The organism is Clostridium sp. AT4 (assembly GCF_001517625.2).
GTDB lineage: Bacteria > Bacillota > Clostridia > Lachnospirales > Lachnospiraceae > Enterocloster.
On record NZ_LN999828.1, the window covers coordinates 1,250,057 to 1,266,264 of the forward strand.

At 47.9% G+C, this 16,208-nt stretch carries 17 protein-coding genes; all 17 read right to left on the reverse strand.

Features of this window, described 5'->3' with window-relative positions; translation table 11 throughout:
* Positions 1 to 258 carry a cell division topological specificity factor MinE gene (minE, locus tag BN3656_RS12075; protein WP_066548502.1) on the reverse strand — a complete coding sequence of 86 codons (258 nt, stop codon included), beginning with the start codon at positions 256 to 258 and terminating at the stop codon, positions 1 to 3.
* 15 nt (positions 259 to 273) lie between these two features.
* Entirely contained in the window at positions 274 to 1,065 is a 792-nt protein-coding gene (minD, locus tag BN3656_RS12080) for a septum site-determining protein MinD (protein WP_066548504.1), read from the reverse strand.
* Between the two features lie 118 nt (positions 1,066 to 1,183).
* Positions 1,184 to 1,846 carry a septum site-determining protein MinC gene (locus BN3656_RS12085; protein ID WP_066548506.1) on the reverse strand — a complete coding sequence of 221 codons (663 nt, stop codon included), beginning with the start codon at positions 1,844 to 1,846 and terminating at the stop codon, positions 1,184 to 1,186.
* A 25-nt stretch (positions 1,847 to 1,871) separates the two neighbouring features.
* Complete coding sequence (locus BN3656_RS12090; RefSeq protein WP_066548508.1) at positions 1,872 to 4,805, reverse strand: penicillin-binding transpeptidase domain-containing protein; 2,934 nt, start codon at positions 4,803 to 4,805, stop codon at positions 1,872 to 1,874.
* A complete protein-coding gene (gene mreD / locus BN3656_RS12095) occupies positions 4,798 to 5,331 on the reverse strand; it encodes a rod shape-determining protein MreD (RefSeq protein WP_096807418.1) in 534 nt (177 codons plus the stop codon). The genes BN3656_RS12090 and mreD overlap by 8 nt, the downstream gene beginning before the upstream one ends.
* A complete protein-coding gene (mreC, locus tag BN3656_RS12100) occupies positions 5,328 to 6,173 on the reverse strand; it encodes a rod shape-determining protein MreC (RefSeq protein WP_066548510.1) in 846 nt (281 codons plus the stop codon). Before mreC ends, mreD begins: the two co-directional genes overlap by 4 nt.
* 32 nt (positions 6,174 to 6,205) lie before the next feature.
* Positions 6,206 to 6,901: a DNA repair protein RadC gene (gene radC / locus BN3656_RS12105; RefSeq protein WP_066548512.1), complete on the reverse strand. Its 696-nt coding sequence runs from the start codon at positions 6,899 to 6,901 to the stop codon at positions 6,206 to 6,208.
* A gap of 49 nt (positions 6,902 to 6,950) precedes the next feature.
* Positions 6,951 to 7,202, reverse strand: a complete 252-nt coding sequence (locus BN3656_RS12110; protein ID WP_066548514.1) for a DUF4321 domain-containing protein — start codon at positions 7,200 to 7,202, stop codon at positions 6,951 to 6,953.
* Between the two features lie 86 nt (positions 7,203 to 7,288).
* On the reverse strand, positions 7,289 to 8,593 hold the full coding sequence (locus BN3656_RS12115) for a methionine gamma-lyase family protein (protein ID WP_066550798.1): 1,305 nt from the start codon (positions 8,591 to 8,593) through the stop codon (positions 7,289 to 7,291).
* Positions 8,594 to 8,643: 50 nt separating this feature from the next.
* A complete protein-coding gene (gene miaA, locus BN3656_RS12120; RefSeq protein WP_066548520.1) occupies positions 8,644 to 9,621 on the reverse strand; it encodes a tRNA (adenosine(37)-N6)-dimethylallyltransferase MiaA in 978 nt (325 codons plus the stop codon).
* Positions 9,622 to 9,639: 18 nt separating this feature from the next.
* Positions 9,640 to 11,685, reverse strand: coding sequence for a DNA mismatch repair endonuclease MutL (gene mutL, locus BN3656_RS12125; RefSeq protein WP_066548522.1), 2,046 nt, complete (start codon positions 11,683 to 11,685; stop codon positions 9,640 to 9,642).
* Positions 11,686 to 11,699: 14 nt separating this feature from the next.
* Complete coding sequence (rimM, locus tag BN3656_RS12130) at positions 11,700 to 12,209, reverse strand: ribosome maturation factor RimM (RefSeq protein ID WP_066548524.1); 510 nt, start codon at positions 12,207 to 12,209, stop codon at positions 11,700 to 11,702.
* 72 nt (positions 12,210 to 12,281) lie between these two features.
* Positions 12,282 to 12,509 carry a KH domain-containing protein gene (locus tag BN3656_RS12135; protein ID WP_066548526.1) on the reverse strand — a complete coding sequence of 76 codons (228 nt, stop codon included), beginning with the start codon at positions 12,507 to 12,509 and terminating at the stop codon, positions 12,282 to 12,284.
* Between the two features lie 28 nt (positions 12,510 to 12,537).
* A complete protein-coding gene (gene rpsP, locus BN3656_RS12140) occupies positions 12,538 to 12,780 on the reverse strand; it encodes a 30S ribosomal protein S16 (protein WP_066548529.1) in 243 nt (80 codons plus the stop codon).
* A gap of 88 nt (positions 12,781 to 12,868) precedes the next feature.
* Positions 12,869 to 14,242 (reverse strand): signal recognition particle protein, encoded by a 1,374-nt coding sequence (gene ffh / locus BN3656_RS12145; RefSeq protein WP_066548532.1) that lies wholly within the window; start codon positions 14,240 to 14,242, stop codon positions 12,869 to 12,871.
* A 33-nt stretch (positions 14,243 to 14,275) separates the two neighbouring features.
* On the reverse strand, positions 14,276 to 14,620 hold the full coding sequence (gene ylxM, locus BN3656_RS12150; RefSeq protein ID WP_066548539.1) for a YlxM family DNA-binding protein: 345 nt from the start codon (positions 14,618 to 14,620) through the stop codon (positions 14,276 to 14,278).
* Positions 14,621 to 14,661: 41 nt separating this feature from the next.
* On the reverse strand, positions 14,662 to 16,134 hold the full coding sequence (locus tag BN3656_RS12155) for an SseB family protein (protein WP_066548541.1): 1,473 nt from the start codon (positions 16,132 to 16,134) through the stop codon (positions 14,662 to 14,664).
* Positions 16,135 to 16,208: the final 74 nt, after the last annotated feature.

Consider the following 16,208-nt stretch of genomic DNA (forward strand, 5'->3'; position numbering starts at 1 on the left):
TCAGTAAAGCCCCTTATTGGAAATGGAGCGTATGGGTATATCTGCCTGGAGCACCGGCAGCCCCCGGCAGGAGGCGGAACCGTCTGTGTCCATCAAAAGGCGGACATTGTCCTTTTCTATCTCCATGTATTTGGAAATGACACGGATCATGTCATTTTTGATCAGCCTTATGAGTTCCGGCGAACAGCCTGCCTTATCTGCCACAAGGAGAAGCTTCAGCCGGAATTTGGCCGTATCTTTGGAACGTCTGGTCTTCACGTTGTTTCACCCCTCCTATGCCCGCTTCAGCACCCGGGCCAGCCTTACAAGAAAGCCTCTGGCCTCGCCGGGGGATTCGATGGGGATATTCTGCCCTAAGAGCCTGCGGCATACATTCAGGTAAGCCTGTCCGGCGGCGGACCCTATTCCTACCAAGGGTTCTCCCTGATTGGTGGAGACTACGATGTTTTCATCATCCGGAATAGCGCCAAGGATATCCACGGCTAAAATATCCCGTACATCTTCTAAAGACATCATGTCTCCCCGGCGTACCATATCCGCCCGGATCCGGTTGACTACCAGCCCGATTTCAGTAATGCCCGCGTGTTCCAGCAGGCCGATGATCCGGTCTGCATCGCGAATGGCTGAAACTTCGGGAGTGGTCACCACCAGAGCCCGTCCCGCTCCTGCAATGGCATTGTAAAAGCCCTGCTCAATTCCTGCGGGACAGTCCAGAAGGATATAATCAAACTCCTCCTTCAGGTCTTCTGTCAGCTTAACCATCTGCTCCGGATTTACCGAGGATTTGTCCCTTGTCTGGGCCGCGGGCAGAAGGTAAAGGCTTGGATATCTTTTGTCTCTTATCAGGGCCTGCTTCATACGGCAGTTTCCTTCTACCACGTCTACAAGATTGTAGACAATGCGGTTTTCAAGACCCATCACCACGTCCAGGTTGCGCAGACCGATATCGGTATCAACCAATACCACTCTCTTTCCCAGAACGGCCAGTCCTGTTCCCACATTGGCAGAAGTAGTCGTCTTGCCTACCCCGCCTTTTCCAGAAGTAATCACAATGACTTCACTCATATAGACCTCCTGAAAAAATGAACTTTACCCATCTATTGTACATTAAATTTTGTGAATTTACCAGTATTTTTTTCCATTCAAGAAAAATTTAATACAGTTCGGCAAAATTTTACATATATCAGCCCATATCCCCAAAAATGGATCGTCCTTTTACAGGCCGGAACGCTATTTCACCGTCCCTGATACAGGCGATCATGGCTCCTCGGCCGAACCGGCGGTGTTTTTCATTTGTTGGAATCGGACAGTTTCCGATACGAAGCTGAAAAGGCATCATGGAAAAGGCCAGAACTATTGCCTGAGCATTTCCGGAAACACCTGCCGTCACAGAACCCTTTAGCTCGCCCAAGACGATCACATTTCCCTTTGCCGTGATCCTGGCCCCATGCTCCACATCTCCGATCACTATAATGCTGGACTCTGATTCCAGGGTATCTCCCCTGCGGAGTGTTCCACGGTAAAACTGTCCGGTCTGGGCACTCAGCTCCATAAGCTTTTCATTCAGAGCTTTTTCGCAACGTTCGATCCGCTGGGCATCCGTATCCAGAAGACAGAGCACATCAATCTGTGAATTTTCCGTAATAGTATTTACCACAGCCATCTCCTCTTCAGGTGTAAGCCTGCGCCCTTCCAGTGTAAGAGTCATCTGAACTGCCCCCCAGAAACGGGCGCTGTCTTTAAATTTTTTTGCAATAGCGACAAGAAGCTCCTCAAAGGGGAGATTTGGATCCAGCAGCACAGTCATGCCTGCCCGGCTGCTTTTAATGACGATCCCGTTTTGCATATGATCACCTTCCTCCTGTATGATATCATTCTTCAACGGAGCTGTTTGATGCGCTTAAGGCTCCTGAGCCCACAATTTCTTCAAAGCTCGTATAGCCGTAATAGTATTCATAGATCTGTTTTCCAAGAGAAGCCGCATTGGTTCCCGCATAGCCATATGGGATATTGACCGTTACCGCGATCTCCGGATTGGAATAAGGAGCAAAGGAAACGAAAAATGCATGGTTGGACCGGCTCCGATCCTCCTGTGCCGTACCTGTCTTTCCTGCCACTTCTACATGGGAGCTTGCGAATACGCTTTTTGCAGATCCCTCTGTAACCACCCGGCGGATACCGGACTGGACAGCATCCCAGGTAGAAGTCTTTGCTTCAATCTGTGAACTGGTTTCAGGGGTATAATCTTCAATCAGATTTCCGTCTGAATCCGTAAGCTTGTCCAGGAGGCTCAGTTCAAAGACCGTACCGCGATTTGCCACAGCGGAAATGTAGCGGGAAAGCTGCACGTTACTGTAGGAGTTGGTTCCCTGTCCCATAGCTGAACGCTCCGGATCCTCTGTGGTCAGATGAGGCTCTGTTTCAGGAAGTTCAATACCTGATGTGTGATCCAGACCGAACATGGATGCATATTTGCGGATTGCCTCAAGTCCCTTTTCCGAAGAATAGGTTCCATCCTCTGTAAGGCTTAAACGGTGTCCAAGCTCTGCAAAGACCACATTACAGGAATTTTGGATTCCGGTCACAATATCCTCTACTCCGTGACGTCCCGGGAATACCCAGCAGTTAATAGGCGGGCTAGACAGATCATAGGAGCCTGTACACTCAATGGTATCGGTAAGAGATATCACGCCCTCCTCCAGAGCTGCCACGGCAGTAATCGGCTTAAAAGTTGAGCCCGGCGCCTTGATGGCCTGAGTTGCATTATTATAAAGAGGATTGGACATATCGTTCTGGAGTTTCGCAAAATACGCCGCATCCACACTGCCTGACATCTTGTTATTATCATAGCTTGGGTAAGAAACGAGGGCTAACACCTCTCCGGTGCGCACATCAGTCACAACCGCTCCGGCTGTACAGGGATCTAAGGCCAGCTGCGCTGGAGTCAGCTCCAGATTGGAAATTTTCTTTTTAATAAAGTTGTAGGCATATACACTGTCTCCTCCGGCTAAAGCCGCCTGTGCTCCGGGATCCGGCTCCAGTACGCCCTGGTCAAAGAGGGCCAGACAGAGTTCGCTGCCTCTGATCACCTCGTTATTGATCAGATAGCGGAACATACGCTTAGTAAATTTCCCATCTTCCTCCAGATGAACACAAATGTAGTCAACCAGCTGTGCAAAGCTGTCATCCGCATTGGAATACTTGTTCTCCGAGTCCAGCTTTGTAGTGTCGATCCAGTTGCCGGATATACCGCTGTAGATATAATCCCTGAGGCTGATGGTTCCTTCTTTCCAGGAAAGATACTCCTTTGAACTGGTATCAATCTTATCACGCTTGATGATTCCTGTTTCTTCGGAAGCCAGAAAACTGTAGATATAATTCATATAGCTTTTCATATCCTCCGGAAGATCATTCATCGCTCTGGCATGAGGACTTAAAAGCTCATTCTTTATATCTGTCAAAATCTGTGTTTTGGATGAGGTATAGGTGCTGTAAATCTTATTTTCCACAGAAGAGGCATCCGGCTCAGCCATAGCCTCCAGAGAAAGCACATTGTTATTGATCAACTGATAATACGCATTCTTAACAGGAATCGGCTTTTTAGATCCGTCCTTTACTGTGTCAGGATCTACATCCTCGTTTACAAGGAATTTGGTGATAATTCCTGCCAGCTGCTGCTCCATCAGCTTATAGGTGGCAATCTGAAGATCCCGGTCGATGGTCAGATACACATCATTTCCAGCCTTGGCGTCCTGCTGCTCAATGACCTCCCTTGGCCGTCCCATATTATCCACATACATTTTGGTATAGCCCTTTTCGCCCTGAAGATCCAGTTCCATATACTGCTCAATGCCGATTCGGCCAACCACATCATTGAGATTGTATTTTTCATCCTCCTCGGTGAGATTTTTACCCTTTTTATTTTCTTCCTCTCTCCACTGCTCATTCAGTCGGTCTACCTGTTCTTCCTGAACCTTTCCCGTATATCCGATAATGGGGGAGAAATACAGGCTGTCATTGTATACACGGATATAGCTTTCTTCTACAGAAACACCCTTTAGATCAGCCGCATTTTCATGGATCTCTGTCATGGTCTCCCGGCTTACATTGGTGGCTACGGTAGTGCTCTCGTATTTCTGGTACTCCGTAAGCTTCATGGTATAGATGATATTGATCATATCGAGAGCCGTCTGATCCGTAAGCTCTAAGGGATTGCCTTCTTCATCCTTCATATCGTTTAAGTTATAGCCGTCACGGCCGGAGCTTTTTTTCAGCTCAAAGGCTTCTCTTGCTGTAATGTCCGAAGGATAACGGCCGCTGGCATCATCCAGCTTTTCGGAGCTGATTCCATAAAAATTAAGCAGAAAACGCTTGTGAGAAGCCTTAGAGGTGGTGGTGAAATACATCTCTCCCTGCTCGTTTATGGCAATCTCCAGCTTTCCTTCTACCTTTTCTCCTCTTCGCTCCAAAATTGTCACCAGGCGGTAGATCATGGCATTTCGATCTGCAGGCCTTGGATAATCGCCTAAATCCTGGATCGTAACCGAATAAGCCAGTTCATTATAGGCAAGAAGCTTTCCATTGCGGTCATAGATATTGCCTCTCGTTCCCGGCGCAGTAACCATTTTTTCCGTTCTCTGCATATAGGACTGCTGATATTCATCTCCGTGGATAATCTGCAGGTTAAACAGCTTTCCAATGAGCCCTGCGTACATCAGAGTGAAAATCACTGCCAAAGCAAATAGACGGGAGGAAAAAAGCTTTTTTAAAAATTCCTTTACAACTTCTTTCAGTTCATCAAACAATGGTGGTATCTCTCCTTTTTCCTATGTCCTCTACCCGCCGGCTGGCAGACAGGAACAGACGATATATGAGAAGGGTGGTAACGGCTGTAAAAATAATCTCCGGAAGCATGATCTTCGTAAAATAATAGGGAAGATCTAATCGTCCGCGGATCAGGAAACGGAATATATAAATATACATGCAGTACCACAGACCGTTTGCCACACTCAGGATTAAAGGCAGGGTAATGTAGTCCTCATAATAATACCGGGTAAAGATTCCGTTAAAATAACCGATATAAATATAGATCAGGGTATAAAAACCAAATGAGCCGCTGTAGAATAGATCCAGCAAAAGCCCCGAAATCACGCCGTAGAACATCCCTGCGTTTTTTCCATGGATAAAACCAAAGGAAAAGGTTAAGATCAGCAGCAGATTGGGCGTTGCCGCCAGAAAGGGAAGCAGGGGGAATACGCAGTTCTGGACGGTAAATGCAAGGATAATAAAGCCGATGTTGATCGCAATCTGTTTCACCTTTGCGCTGGTCACTGTTTCTCCACCTCTTCTCCATCTTTCAGATCGGTCAGGATCAGAACCTCCTGGAGGTTATCGAAATTGGCTGCGGGAATCAGATAACCGGACTGGGTCAGATGATCCGGATCAATGGTAACGTCCACCGCATATCCGATCAGAATGCCAGGAAGAAACTTCGTACTGATATTGGAAGTGATGATCTGATCCCCATCCTTTAACACAGCATCCTTGGAAAAATCGGTCAGCTTTAAACGTCCCTGCTCATAGAGGGTTAAATCTCCCGCCACAATACAGTTATAGGAGGAATCCACAGACATGGCGCCTACACGGCTGGAATCGTCAATAATTGAACGCACGGTTGCATAATTGGCTCCTACGTCTGTAACGATTCCTACAAGGCCTCCGTCTGCCACTACATTCATATCCACAGCCACTCCATCGGAAGATCCCTTATTGATCCGAAAGACCTGAAACCATTTTTCAGAGTCCCTTGCAATCACCCGGGCGCCGATTTTATTATACTGCATGTATTCCTGATCCAGCTCATATAGCTGGCGCAGTCGGTTTAACTCGAACTGCTGGGCCTGGAGTCGGTTATTTTCCTCGGTCAGCCGGTCCACCTGGATCTTTAAACGGTCATTTTCGTCCAGAGCCGTCTTTAAACGTGAAATATCCGTAAGCTCATTGTAAAGTCCTGTTCCCACACGGTTTACACCGGTCTGAATAGGAATCAGAAAATACCCCACACCGGTCCTTAGAGGCTCTAAGATACCGTCCTTTAAGGAGGTAATGCCGATCAACAGGACACAAAGCAGGGTAAGCCCTGAGAGGATATATTTGCTGCGTTTTGATTCCATGGATATTCATTCCTCTTTCATGTGTTATATGATTATATAAGTTTTTCCCGGCGAAAACTTAAATACCGCCGGTCTCCGATGATCAAATGGTCGATCAGGGTAATCCCTACGACCTCTCCTGCTTCCCGGATCCGGCAGGTTAAAAGCCGATCCGAGCGGCTGGGCTCAGGGTCTCCGCTGGGATGGTTGTGGACTAAAACCATACCTACAGCAAGACAACGAAGCCCTTCAATGAGAATTTCCCTGGGAGTAACCACAGAAGCGTTTACCGTTCCTTTGGAAACAAGGAAATCACGGATCAGATGCTGTTTGGTATTCAGAAACATGACATGGATTTCCTCCTGTTCCAAATGACGCATATCTTCCATGTAATAATCCGCAATCTGATCCGGCTGTGTAAAAGCCACAGGCTCTGCGCTTACCTTCTGCTTCCAAATCCTCCTAGAAAGCTCTCCGATGCACAAAAGCTGGATTCCTTTTACAGGACCTACTCCACGGATGGACTGCAGCTGTTCCAGAGAGCAGTGCAGAAGGCCTGTAAGTCCATCTCCCGGTGCATTTTGTGATAGGATGGCGTCTGCCAGTTCAAGAGACGTGCGTTCACTGCTGCCGGTTCGTATGATGACTGCTAACAGCTCGCTGTCCGTAAGCGCCTTTGGACCGTAAGCCATGCATTTTTCATAGGGACGCTGCTCTTTGGGCAGATCCTTCATTGTAATTCTTTCCATTTATCCTCCTGACTACGCACCTCTCCAAGTACATTTTCAGGATGAGCTTTTAAATCATTTTATAAATAAACAGAGCCACTGCCACTCCAATAATGCTTGCCATGGTAATCTTGATGGTAAGTCCGAAAGTAATGACTAAAAGGCCAAAATCAATGACCAAAGGAGTATCCAGCCCAAAGGACTGGCCATAATTCATCCATTTCAGCCAGGAAATACCATCTGCCAGCTGTCCGATAAATCCTCCCAGTACAATTCCGGCTAAGAGCATAATAAGAAGGATCCAGAAATTTTTACGTCCCATAAACAAACTCTCCTAAGGAAGCCCCGAAGGACGGGGCTGTTTATCATATTACCATAAGTTTTTTTAGGTGTCATCTGAAAAAATTCTTAAGAAACAAGGCTTTTAGGGGACACAACTCCATCATCCGCCAGCTGCTGGAGGGATTTTAAAATTCCAAGCTTGGCATGATACCAGGTAAGCCCTCCCTGGAAATATACGGCATAGGGCGGCTTAATAGGGCCGTCGGCACTGAGTTCAATAGAGGAACCCTGTACAAAGGCTCCCGCAGCCATGATGACCGGACTGTCATAGCCGGGCATATCCCAGGGTTCGGGGGTGACAAAGCTGTCTACCGGAGCAGCTGCCTGGATTCCCTTACAGAAGGAGATCACTCCCTCCGGAGTACCGAAGGTAATGGCCTGGATGATATCATGACGTGATTCGGAGCCGTTTGGCACTACGCCGTAGCCCAGACGCTCGTAGATATTGGCGGCAAAAATCGCGCCCTTTAAGGCTCCTGCTACAACGGTAGGTGAAAGGAACAGACCCTGATAGAGCTGCTGATTCAGTCCTAAGCTGGCGCCCACCTCTTTTCCAAGGCCGGGGGCACTTAATCGGTAGGAAGCACGGTCTACACAGTCCTTTCTTCCGGCAATATAACCTCCAATAGGGGCCAGACCGCCGCCCGGATTCTTGATCAGGGAGCCAACGATCATATCGGCTCCTACATCCGTAGGCTCGATGGTTTCCACAAACTCTCCATAGCAGTTATCTACCATGCAGATCACCTCAGGCTTGATCTTTTTTATAAAGGCGATCAGCTCCCCGATCTGCTTTACAGAAAAGGTAGGACGGGGATCATAGCCCTTGGAACGCTGAATGGTTACAAGCTTTGTCTTTTCATTGACAGCCTTTGCAATATTTTCGTAGTCAAAGGTTCCGTCGGGAAGAAGATCCACCTGGCGGTAGGAAACGCCGTATTCCTTTAAGGAACCCACGGAATCCCTGATACCGATCACTTCCTCCAGGGTATCATAGGGCTTTCCCACAGGTGAAAGGAGCTCGTCTCCGGGACGCAGGTTTCCGGAAAGAGCCACATGCAGGGCGTGGGTTCCGCTCATAAGCTGTGGACGAACCAGGGCGCTTTCTGTGTGGAATACGTGCGCATATACCTCCTCTAAGGTATCACGTCCCAGGTCATTGTAGCCATAGCCCGTGGTAGCTGCAAAATGGATATCGCTGACGCGGCATTCCTGCATGGCATGAATTACCTTTAACTGATTAAATTCTGCCCGTTCATCAATCTCCTGAAAGCGGGTTTTTAAATGTTCCTCTATCTCTGCAGCAAAATCCAGTACCTTTTTGCTGATTCCCAGTGTTTCATACATACCGGTTAATACATTTTGTTCCATTGGTCTGACTCCATTCTTTCTTTTTGTGACCTTTTTCAAGGTTCGGTCTGTCATTGTAGCACGATTCCCTCGTCCATGCAATCCTTCAGAATCTGTTTTAACGCGTTTGACGTATCGTCTGGCGCGCCTGAAAGTTCAATCCAGCGCACCTGGCGCTCTCTGCGAAACCAGGTCAGCTGGCGCTTGGCAAAATGCCTTGTATCACGTTTCAGTATATAGACTGCTTCCTCCAGGCTGCAGCGCCCTTCCAGGTAGTCCAGGATTTCCTTATAGCCTAATCCCTGCATGGAGGTCTGCCCCCGATGGCAGCCCATTTCTTTTAAGCGCTGTACCTCATCGATCAGCCCCTGCTCAAGCATCAGATCCACCCTGCGGTCAATCCTGTCATACAGTCTGGTCCTGTCTGTATTCAGCACATAATAGAGGAAATGATAAGGGGATTCCTTCTGGTGCATGGCTTCGTTATGATGTGAGATTTTTTCTCCTGTTTGTCTGAAATATTCGATGGCCCGGATTACCCGCTTTATATTGTTTGGATGGATCTGGGCGGCTGCCTCAGGATCTGATTCCTTAAGAATATTGTGAAGCACTTCCGGGGCCTGGGAACCGGAACGGGCAGCCAGCTCCTCCAGCTCCTGTCGGAACGGATTTTTCTCACCATCATCTTCATTCTCTGTAAAATCAATATCATAAAGGAGAGCCTGTATGTAAAATCCCGTTCCTCCGGCTATAATGGGAATTTTTTCCCGCATCCAGATATCACCAGCCGCCTTTTTTGCCAGTTTTTGAAACGTCACCACATTAAAATCCTCATCCGGATCCAGAACGTCTATCAGATGATGAGGAATATTCTCCATCTCTTCCGGTGTGATTTTGGCAGAGCCAATATCCATATGGCGGTATACCTGCATGGAATCCGCACTGATGATCTCACCGTTTACAGCCTTTGCCAGTTCAATGGATAGGGAGGTTTTTCCCACAGCCGTAGGGCCGGTAAGAATGATCAGAGGTTTTTTCTCAGAAAACATACACTCTCTCCTTTGCTGTTATACAATACGTTTAAACTTCTTTTCCAGCTCATACCGGCTCATGGAAATGATGGTCGGACGGCCATGAGGGCAGGCGTAAGGGTTTTCCAGCTCCAAAAGCTGGTCAATGAGCCGGTCCGCTTCTGCAGCAGACATAGCATGGCGTCCCTTTACAGCTGCCTTGCAGGACATGGAAGCAATCTTTTCATAAATTATATCCGGGTTATGTACGCTCATATCCTCAGAAAGACCATCGATCATTTCAAGAAGAAGTTCCTTTTTCGCAATGGAAAAAAGATTGGCCGGCACTGCCCGCACTGCGTATTCCCGGCCGCCGAAGGGCTCAATTTCAAAACCGATCCCCTTAAAATATTCCAGATACTGCTCTAATAGCAGGGCTTCTCCCTGATTTAAGGTGAGGATAACAGGGGGATTTACCAGCTGGGAATCATACTGCCTGTCCTTTAAGGAACGGACTGTTTTTTCATACAGCACCTTTTCATGGGCTGCATGCTGATCGATAATATAGAGCTGGTCATTGTACTCCACCATCCAGTAGGTATCAAACAACTGGCCGATGAGCCGGTGCTTTAAACGGGATTTTGGATCCAGGAGCTTTCCGTCAAACAGTTCCAGCTGCTGCATCGGTTCTGCAGCCTGAGAAGCCGGTACAGAAGATCGGGAGATCGGAGCAGCTGCGGCAGGGGGATTCAAAGCCCGCCCAGCATCTTCTGTCTGTTTCGTTTGAAACACTGTCTGAGTTTTTTTCTCACCTTCAGCTGATTCATTTGCAGGCAGATCCTTTTTATCAACATGCTTCCAGCCGGGAGCTTCCTCGCAGAGAAGAGATGGCCGGGAGACACCGGATCTCTGTGCAAACGCTGTCTCTTGGAACACAGGATTAGAACCGGAAGATGACGACCTGTTTCCGGAAGACAAATTTCCCGCGTCCAGACTGCTCTGCCGGCGGATCTCAAAGGGCTCCGGCTGTCTTGGCTGGCGCTCCTCTCTCCTCTTTTGGGCATCCTCCTGCCGCTTTTTGGCTGCTTCATCCAGCGTCACCTGAGGGATCAGTTCCTTATGTGCCAGCGCTTCTCCCACTGCTTCTAACGTCCGGTTAAACACATATTCCCCATCGCTGAAGCGCAGCTCCATCTTGGTGGGGTGTACATTTATATCCAGTGTCTCAGGATCGATGGAAAGGTGCAGCATGGTAAAAGGATATTTGTGCTGCATCATATAGGGCTTATAGGCCTCTTCAATGGCTTTTGAAATAATATTGCTGCGCACATACCTGCCGTTGACAAAGTAATTTTCATAATTCCGGTTGGATCTTGCGATCACCGGCTTTCCGATAAAGCCTGTAATATGGATTCCCTCATAAACCGCATCGACAGAAAGCAGGTTGGAAGTGATCTCACGGCCAAACACGGTATAGATCAGATCTTTCAGATTGTTATTTCCGGAGGTATACAGCTTATTCTGGTTATTTTGGATCAGACGGATGGATATATCCGGATGGGAAAGAGCAATCTTTTCTACCACCGCTGCCACGTGTGTCCCCTCTGTCATTGGGGTTTTTAAGAATTTTTTCCGTACAGGCGTATTAAAAAAGAGATTTCTGGCAATGATCGTAGTTCCCTCCGGGGCCCCCACTTCTTCTATCCCGCGCTCCGTCCCGCCTTCGATCTGATATCGGGTTCCGGTAAGTCTGTCTGCTGTTTTGGAGATCATCTCTACCTGGGATACGGCAGCAATACTGGCCAGCGCCTCTCCACGAAAGCCAAGGGACGCAACGGTGGTAAGATCCTCGGCCGAACGTATCTTGCTGGTTGCGTGGCGCAGAAAGGCGGTGGGAATCTCCTCCTTTGGGATACCGCAGCCATTGTCCGTAATGCGGATCAGGCTGCAGCCGCCCTCCCGGATCTCTACGGTCACTGCCGTAGCCTGAGCATCAATGGCATTTTCCAAAAGCTCTTTTACCACAGAAGCCGGTCTCTCGATCACCTCGCCTGCGGCGATCTGATTGATAGTTGTCTGATCCAGAACTGAAATCACAGCCATATAGCAAACCTCCTTTACAGATCCATCAGGCCGTCCAGCACATGAACCTTCATGCGTCCGCCTTCCAGATCCACATTCAGGATGCAGTCCTTGATTGCAGGAAGAAGAAGTTCCTTTCCGCCGGTAAGTTCAACTACATATACGTCATTTGCCCCTGTTTCCAGTACATCCTTCACTCTGCCAAGAACCGCTTCTTCTTCATTTACAACCGTAAGGCCGATCAGATCTGTGATAAAGTATTCATCCTCTTTTAATTCAACCGCCTGATCTCTGGTGATCAAAAGGTCTCTCTGTCTCCATGTTTCCACATCATTGATATTGTCATATCCCTTAAATTTTAAGATTACCATATTTTTAAAGAATTTTACCTGTTCGATGGAAAGCTCCAAAGGCTCTCTTCCATCCAGAATTACCTTTTTTAATGTTTTAAAGCGCTTGGCATCATCCGTTGTAGGGAATACCTTTACTTCCCCCCGTACGCCGTGGGTGGAAGTAATTACGCCTACTCGCAGCATCTGTTCCATGTCTGAACACTCACTTTCTCTTTATCTTTAACGAAACAGACCGCCGGCCAAACAGCCGACGGTCCGTCCTCTTTACTGGATCTCAACAATTACTTTCCTGTCTTCCTTAGAGGCAGCGGCCTTGACTACGGAACGGATTGCCTTAGCGATCCTGCCTTGCTTGCCAATGACCTTGCCCATATCGGCAGGAGCTACCTTGAGTTCGATCAATGTATCTTCGCCTTTCATTGACTCGGTAACGACTACTTCGTCCGGATTATCGACCAATGCCTTTGCGATCACTTCGACTAATTCCTTCATCTCTCCACCTCGTCTGCAAAGAATAATATTACTGAATACCAGCGATCTTTAACAGCTTTGCAACTGTCTCAGTTGGCTGAGCGCCGTTTGCCAGCCACTTCTTAGCAGCTTCCTCATTAAACTTGATCACGCTTGGATCTTTGGTAGAATCATAGTATCCAACTTCCTCGATAAATCTTCCGTCTCTTGGGGATCTGGAATCTGCTACTACGATTCTATAAAAAGGAGCCTTCTTCTGTCCCATTCTTCTTAATCTCATCTTTACTGCCATTTTTCTTACCTCCGTAAAATCATTTTCTATTGATTGTTTTATTTTTCTATATTAGACATACAGGAGCCTTCCTGTGTGACTAGCTTATTTAAAACGGAAGCTTAAGCTTCCCGCCCATAAGGCCACCAAGACCTCCTAAGCCCTTTCGCTTTCCGCCGCCCATAAGGCCCGGCATCTGCTTCATCATCTTCTTCATCTGGTCAAACTGCTTTACCAGACGGTTCACTTCGCTGACATCTACTCCGGCACCCTTTGCGATGCGCTGTTTCCTGGAAGGATTTATAAGGCCCGGATTGGCCCGCTCCTCCTTTGTCATGGAGAGGATAATGGATTCCACACGGCGCAGGGAGCGCTCGCCTTCATCCATATCAATGCCGGAAAGCTGGCTTCCAACACCGGGCATCATGGAAAGAATACTTCCCATACCGCCCATCTTTTTAATCTGCTGCATCTGGGTTAAGAAGTCATTGTAGTCAAACTCTGCCTTGCGCAGCTTCTGTGAAAGCTCCTTTGCCTGCTCCTCGTCTACCTCAGCCGCCGCCTTCTCGATCAAGGACTGGATATCTCCCATTCCCAAGATTCTTGAAGCCATACGATCCGGATAAAACTGTTCCAGATCAGAAAGCTTTTCTCCCATACCAATGTAGAGGATCGGCTTTCCTGTCACGGAACGGATGGAAAGAGCCGCGCCGCCTCTGGTATCGCCGTCCAACTTGGTAAGGATTACGCCGTCAATGCCGACCTTGTCATTAAAGGTACCAGCTACATTTACCGCATCCTGACCGGTCATGGCGTCTACTACCAGAATGGTCTGATATACTTCTACTGCTTCCCGGATGCCTACCAGCTCGTCCATCATACTTTCATCAATATGAAGACGGCCTGCAGTATCCAGAATCACTACGTTAAAGCCATTTTTTGAGGCGTGTTCGATGGCGCCCTTTGCAATATCCACAGGACTGATCTTATCGCCCATGGTAAATACTGGGATTCCCACCTTTTCGCCATTGACCTGCAGCTGCTTGATGGCTGCGGGACGGTATACATCGCAGGCCGCAAGAAGGGGCTTTCTGCCCTTTGCCTTTAGCTTGGCTGCAATCTTTGCCGTCGTGGTCGTCTTACCTGCACCCTGGAGACCTGCCATCATAATGACCGTAATCTCACTTGCGGGTTTTAAGGCAATCTCTGTTGTCTCAGAACCCATAAGCTTTATCAGCTCTTCGGTTACAATCTTGATTACCGTCTGTCCCGGTGTCAGGCTTCCAAATACCTCTTCGCCGACCGCCCGTTCCTGAATGGAACTTATAAACTGCTTTACTACCTTGAAGCTTACGTCGGCTTCCAAAAGAGCCATCTTTACTTCCTTTAAGGCAGCTTTTACATCGGCCTCAGACAGGCGGCCTTTGCCGCGCAGGTTTTTGAAAATATTCTGCAATTTATCGGATAAGCTTTCAAAAGCCATTGATAACCTCCTGAAGGTCTTTTGCTGTAGGGATCACAGCGCTGCCATGATCTTTCCGGACAGGCTTCGGATCTCATCCATCAGCTGTATATCCCGGGTTTTGGTACAGGTCTCTGCCAGACCGTCCAGCTCCCTGACCATATCACGGATTTTCATGAATTTTGCCACAAGATGCAGCTTTTCTTCATATTCCTCCAGTATACGGTCACAGCGCTTTTTCAGATCATGGACGCTTTGACGGCTGATTCCCTGCTCCTTTGCAATCTCGCTGGGAGAAAGGTCATTAAACACCATGTCCTCATAGATGCGGCGCTGGTGCTCCGTCAGCAGTTCTCCATAAAAATCGTACAGCAGACCCTGTTCAACGATCTTTTCCATTTCAACCACCTGTGTTATCATACACGATAGCTGCAATCTTGTCAAGCATTTTTACTTGACGAACGGTACATTTCTGCAATTTCTTTTACAAGAGCTCTGTCCAGGATCAGATTTTCCGTCAAAGGATTGATAACAGCAGGATCTCCCGCTGCTGCCCGAAGTCCGTCTGCCAGGCTGAACACCATGCAGCCCCACTCTTCCCTCTTATATGCCTTTTGAAATTCCAGCCAGTCTGTAAACATAGGCAGGAACTGCTTATGCTCATTGTTTTCAATCCGCGGGAAGAAGAGGTTGTCCTGTTTCTCTGCATCAATGGTATTCTGTCCCTTATTTAACCCCTCTGTTTTCTCAAATTTTACCGGCACCAGAAGCTTTGCCTGCAAAAGTTCTTTCTTTAAGTGTTCCTTTTTCGCTTCCACATTGGCCTCGCGCTCTGAGTAAGACACATTCCAGCGGATTTCCTGCAGATACTCTGCCATGGCACAGCGCAAAGAAGGATTAACCACAGGCACTTCCAATGACTGTCCTGCTTCTTCTTCCGGATGTTCAAGGAGATCTGACCGATTTACAAAAAGCTGATAGGAGCCATTGTCAATAAGAAGTTTCTCCATGCCAAGATAGTACAGCCATGCAAAAAGGCTTAATCGGCCCGGAAGGCCGGTATGCTCCCTTGGAATCTCCCGAAGCACCAGATGACGGTGATACTGCTCTGCATAAAAATGAAGGGCTTTAAGAGCCAGCTCCTTTGCAGAATATACATCAACCGTATCTCCGATCATAAAAGGCAGACTGGAGCCTTCATCCAAAAGAATAAACAGAGAAGGCGCTGCTTTCAGCTTTTCAAGAACCGTATCATAAAGCATCTGGATCTTATCTTCATATCCGCTTACAGGCTCCTGATGATTCATCTGCTGCAGACGGCAAAGCAGGAAAATGGATTCCTGAATAGAAAGCGGAACCAGAACTGCTTCTGAAAGTGTTTCTTCCAAAACAGCGCTTAACTGCTCCTCCCGCTCTGCTCCCAGGGGACCGGCCGGCCGGCCGGCTTTTTCCTGTGCTCTGGCTGCCATAAGAAGTGCATTCTGAGCCTGTGCATCCCGAACTACTACCGTATTTTCCACAGAAGCTTTGGCCTTAACAGAAGAAACAGGTGCTGCATCCTTTAATGCCTCCTCCAGCTCCTCTGTTACAGATACCAGCACAGCTCCCTCTGCCGGGATCTGCTCCTTTGTCACACCATCCAGTTTAAAGCCGTAATGAGCCCCATAGGTTCCCTTCATATCATAAGACGCAGCCCGCAAAATCTTGGTTCCCTGCTCAATACCGGAAATCCGGCACTTAAACACCGGCTCACCCAATTCATTTAAGCAGATAGCTTCTGTCCCTGGGATCAGACGCCCCCTTGTAAGCTTTCCCGCAGCCACGGCGCTGTTTCCCTTCAGAGCGTAAATGCCGTCAATGACAAATTCAAATCCGTCTTCAAGTTTTTTTCTTCCAAATGAAAATAATCCCATTGTTTCCTCCTGGTTGTTCCGGAATATCCATCATTCCGGTATGTCTGGTAGAGATTATACAACACTCCCGCTTA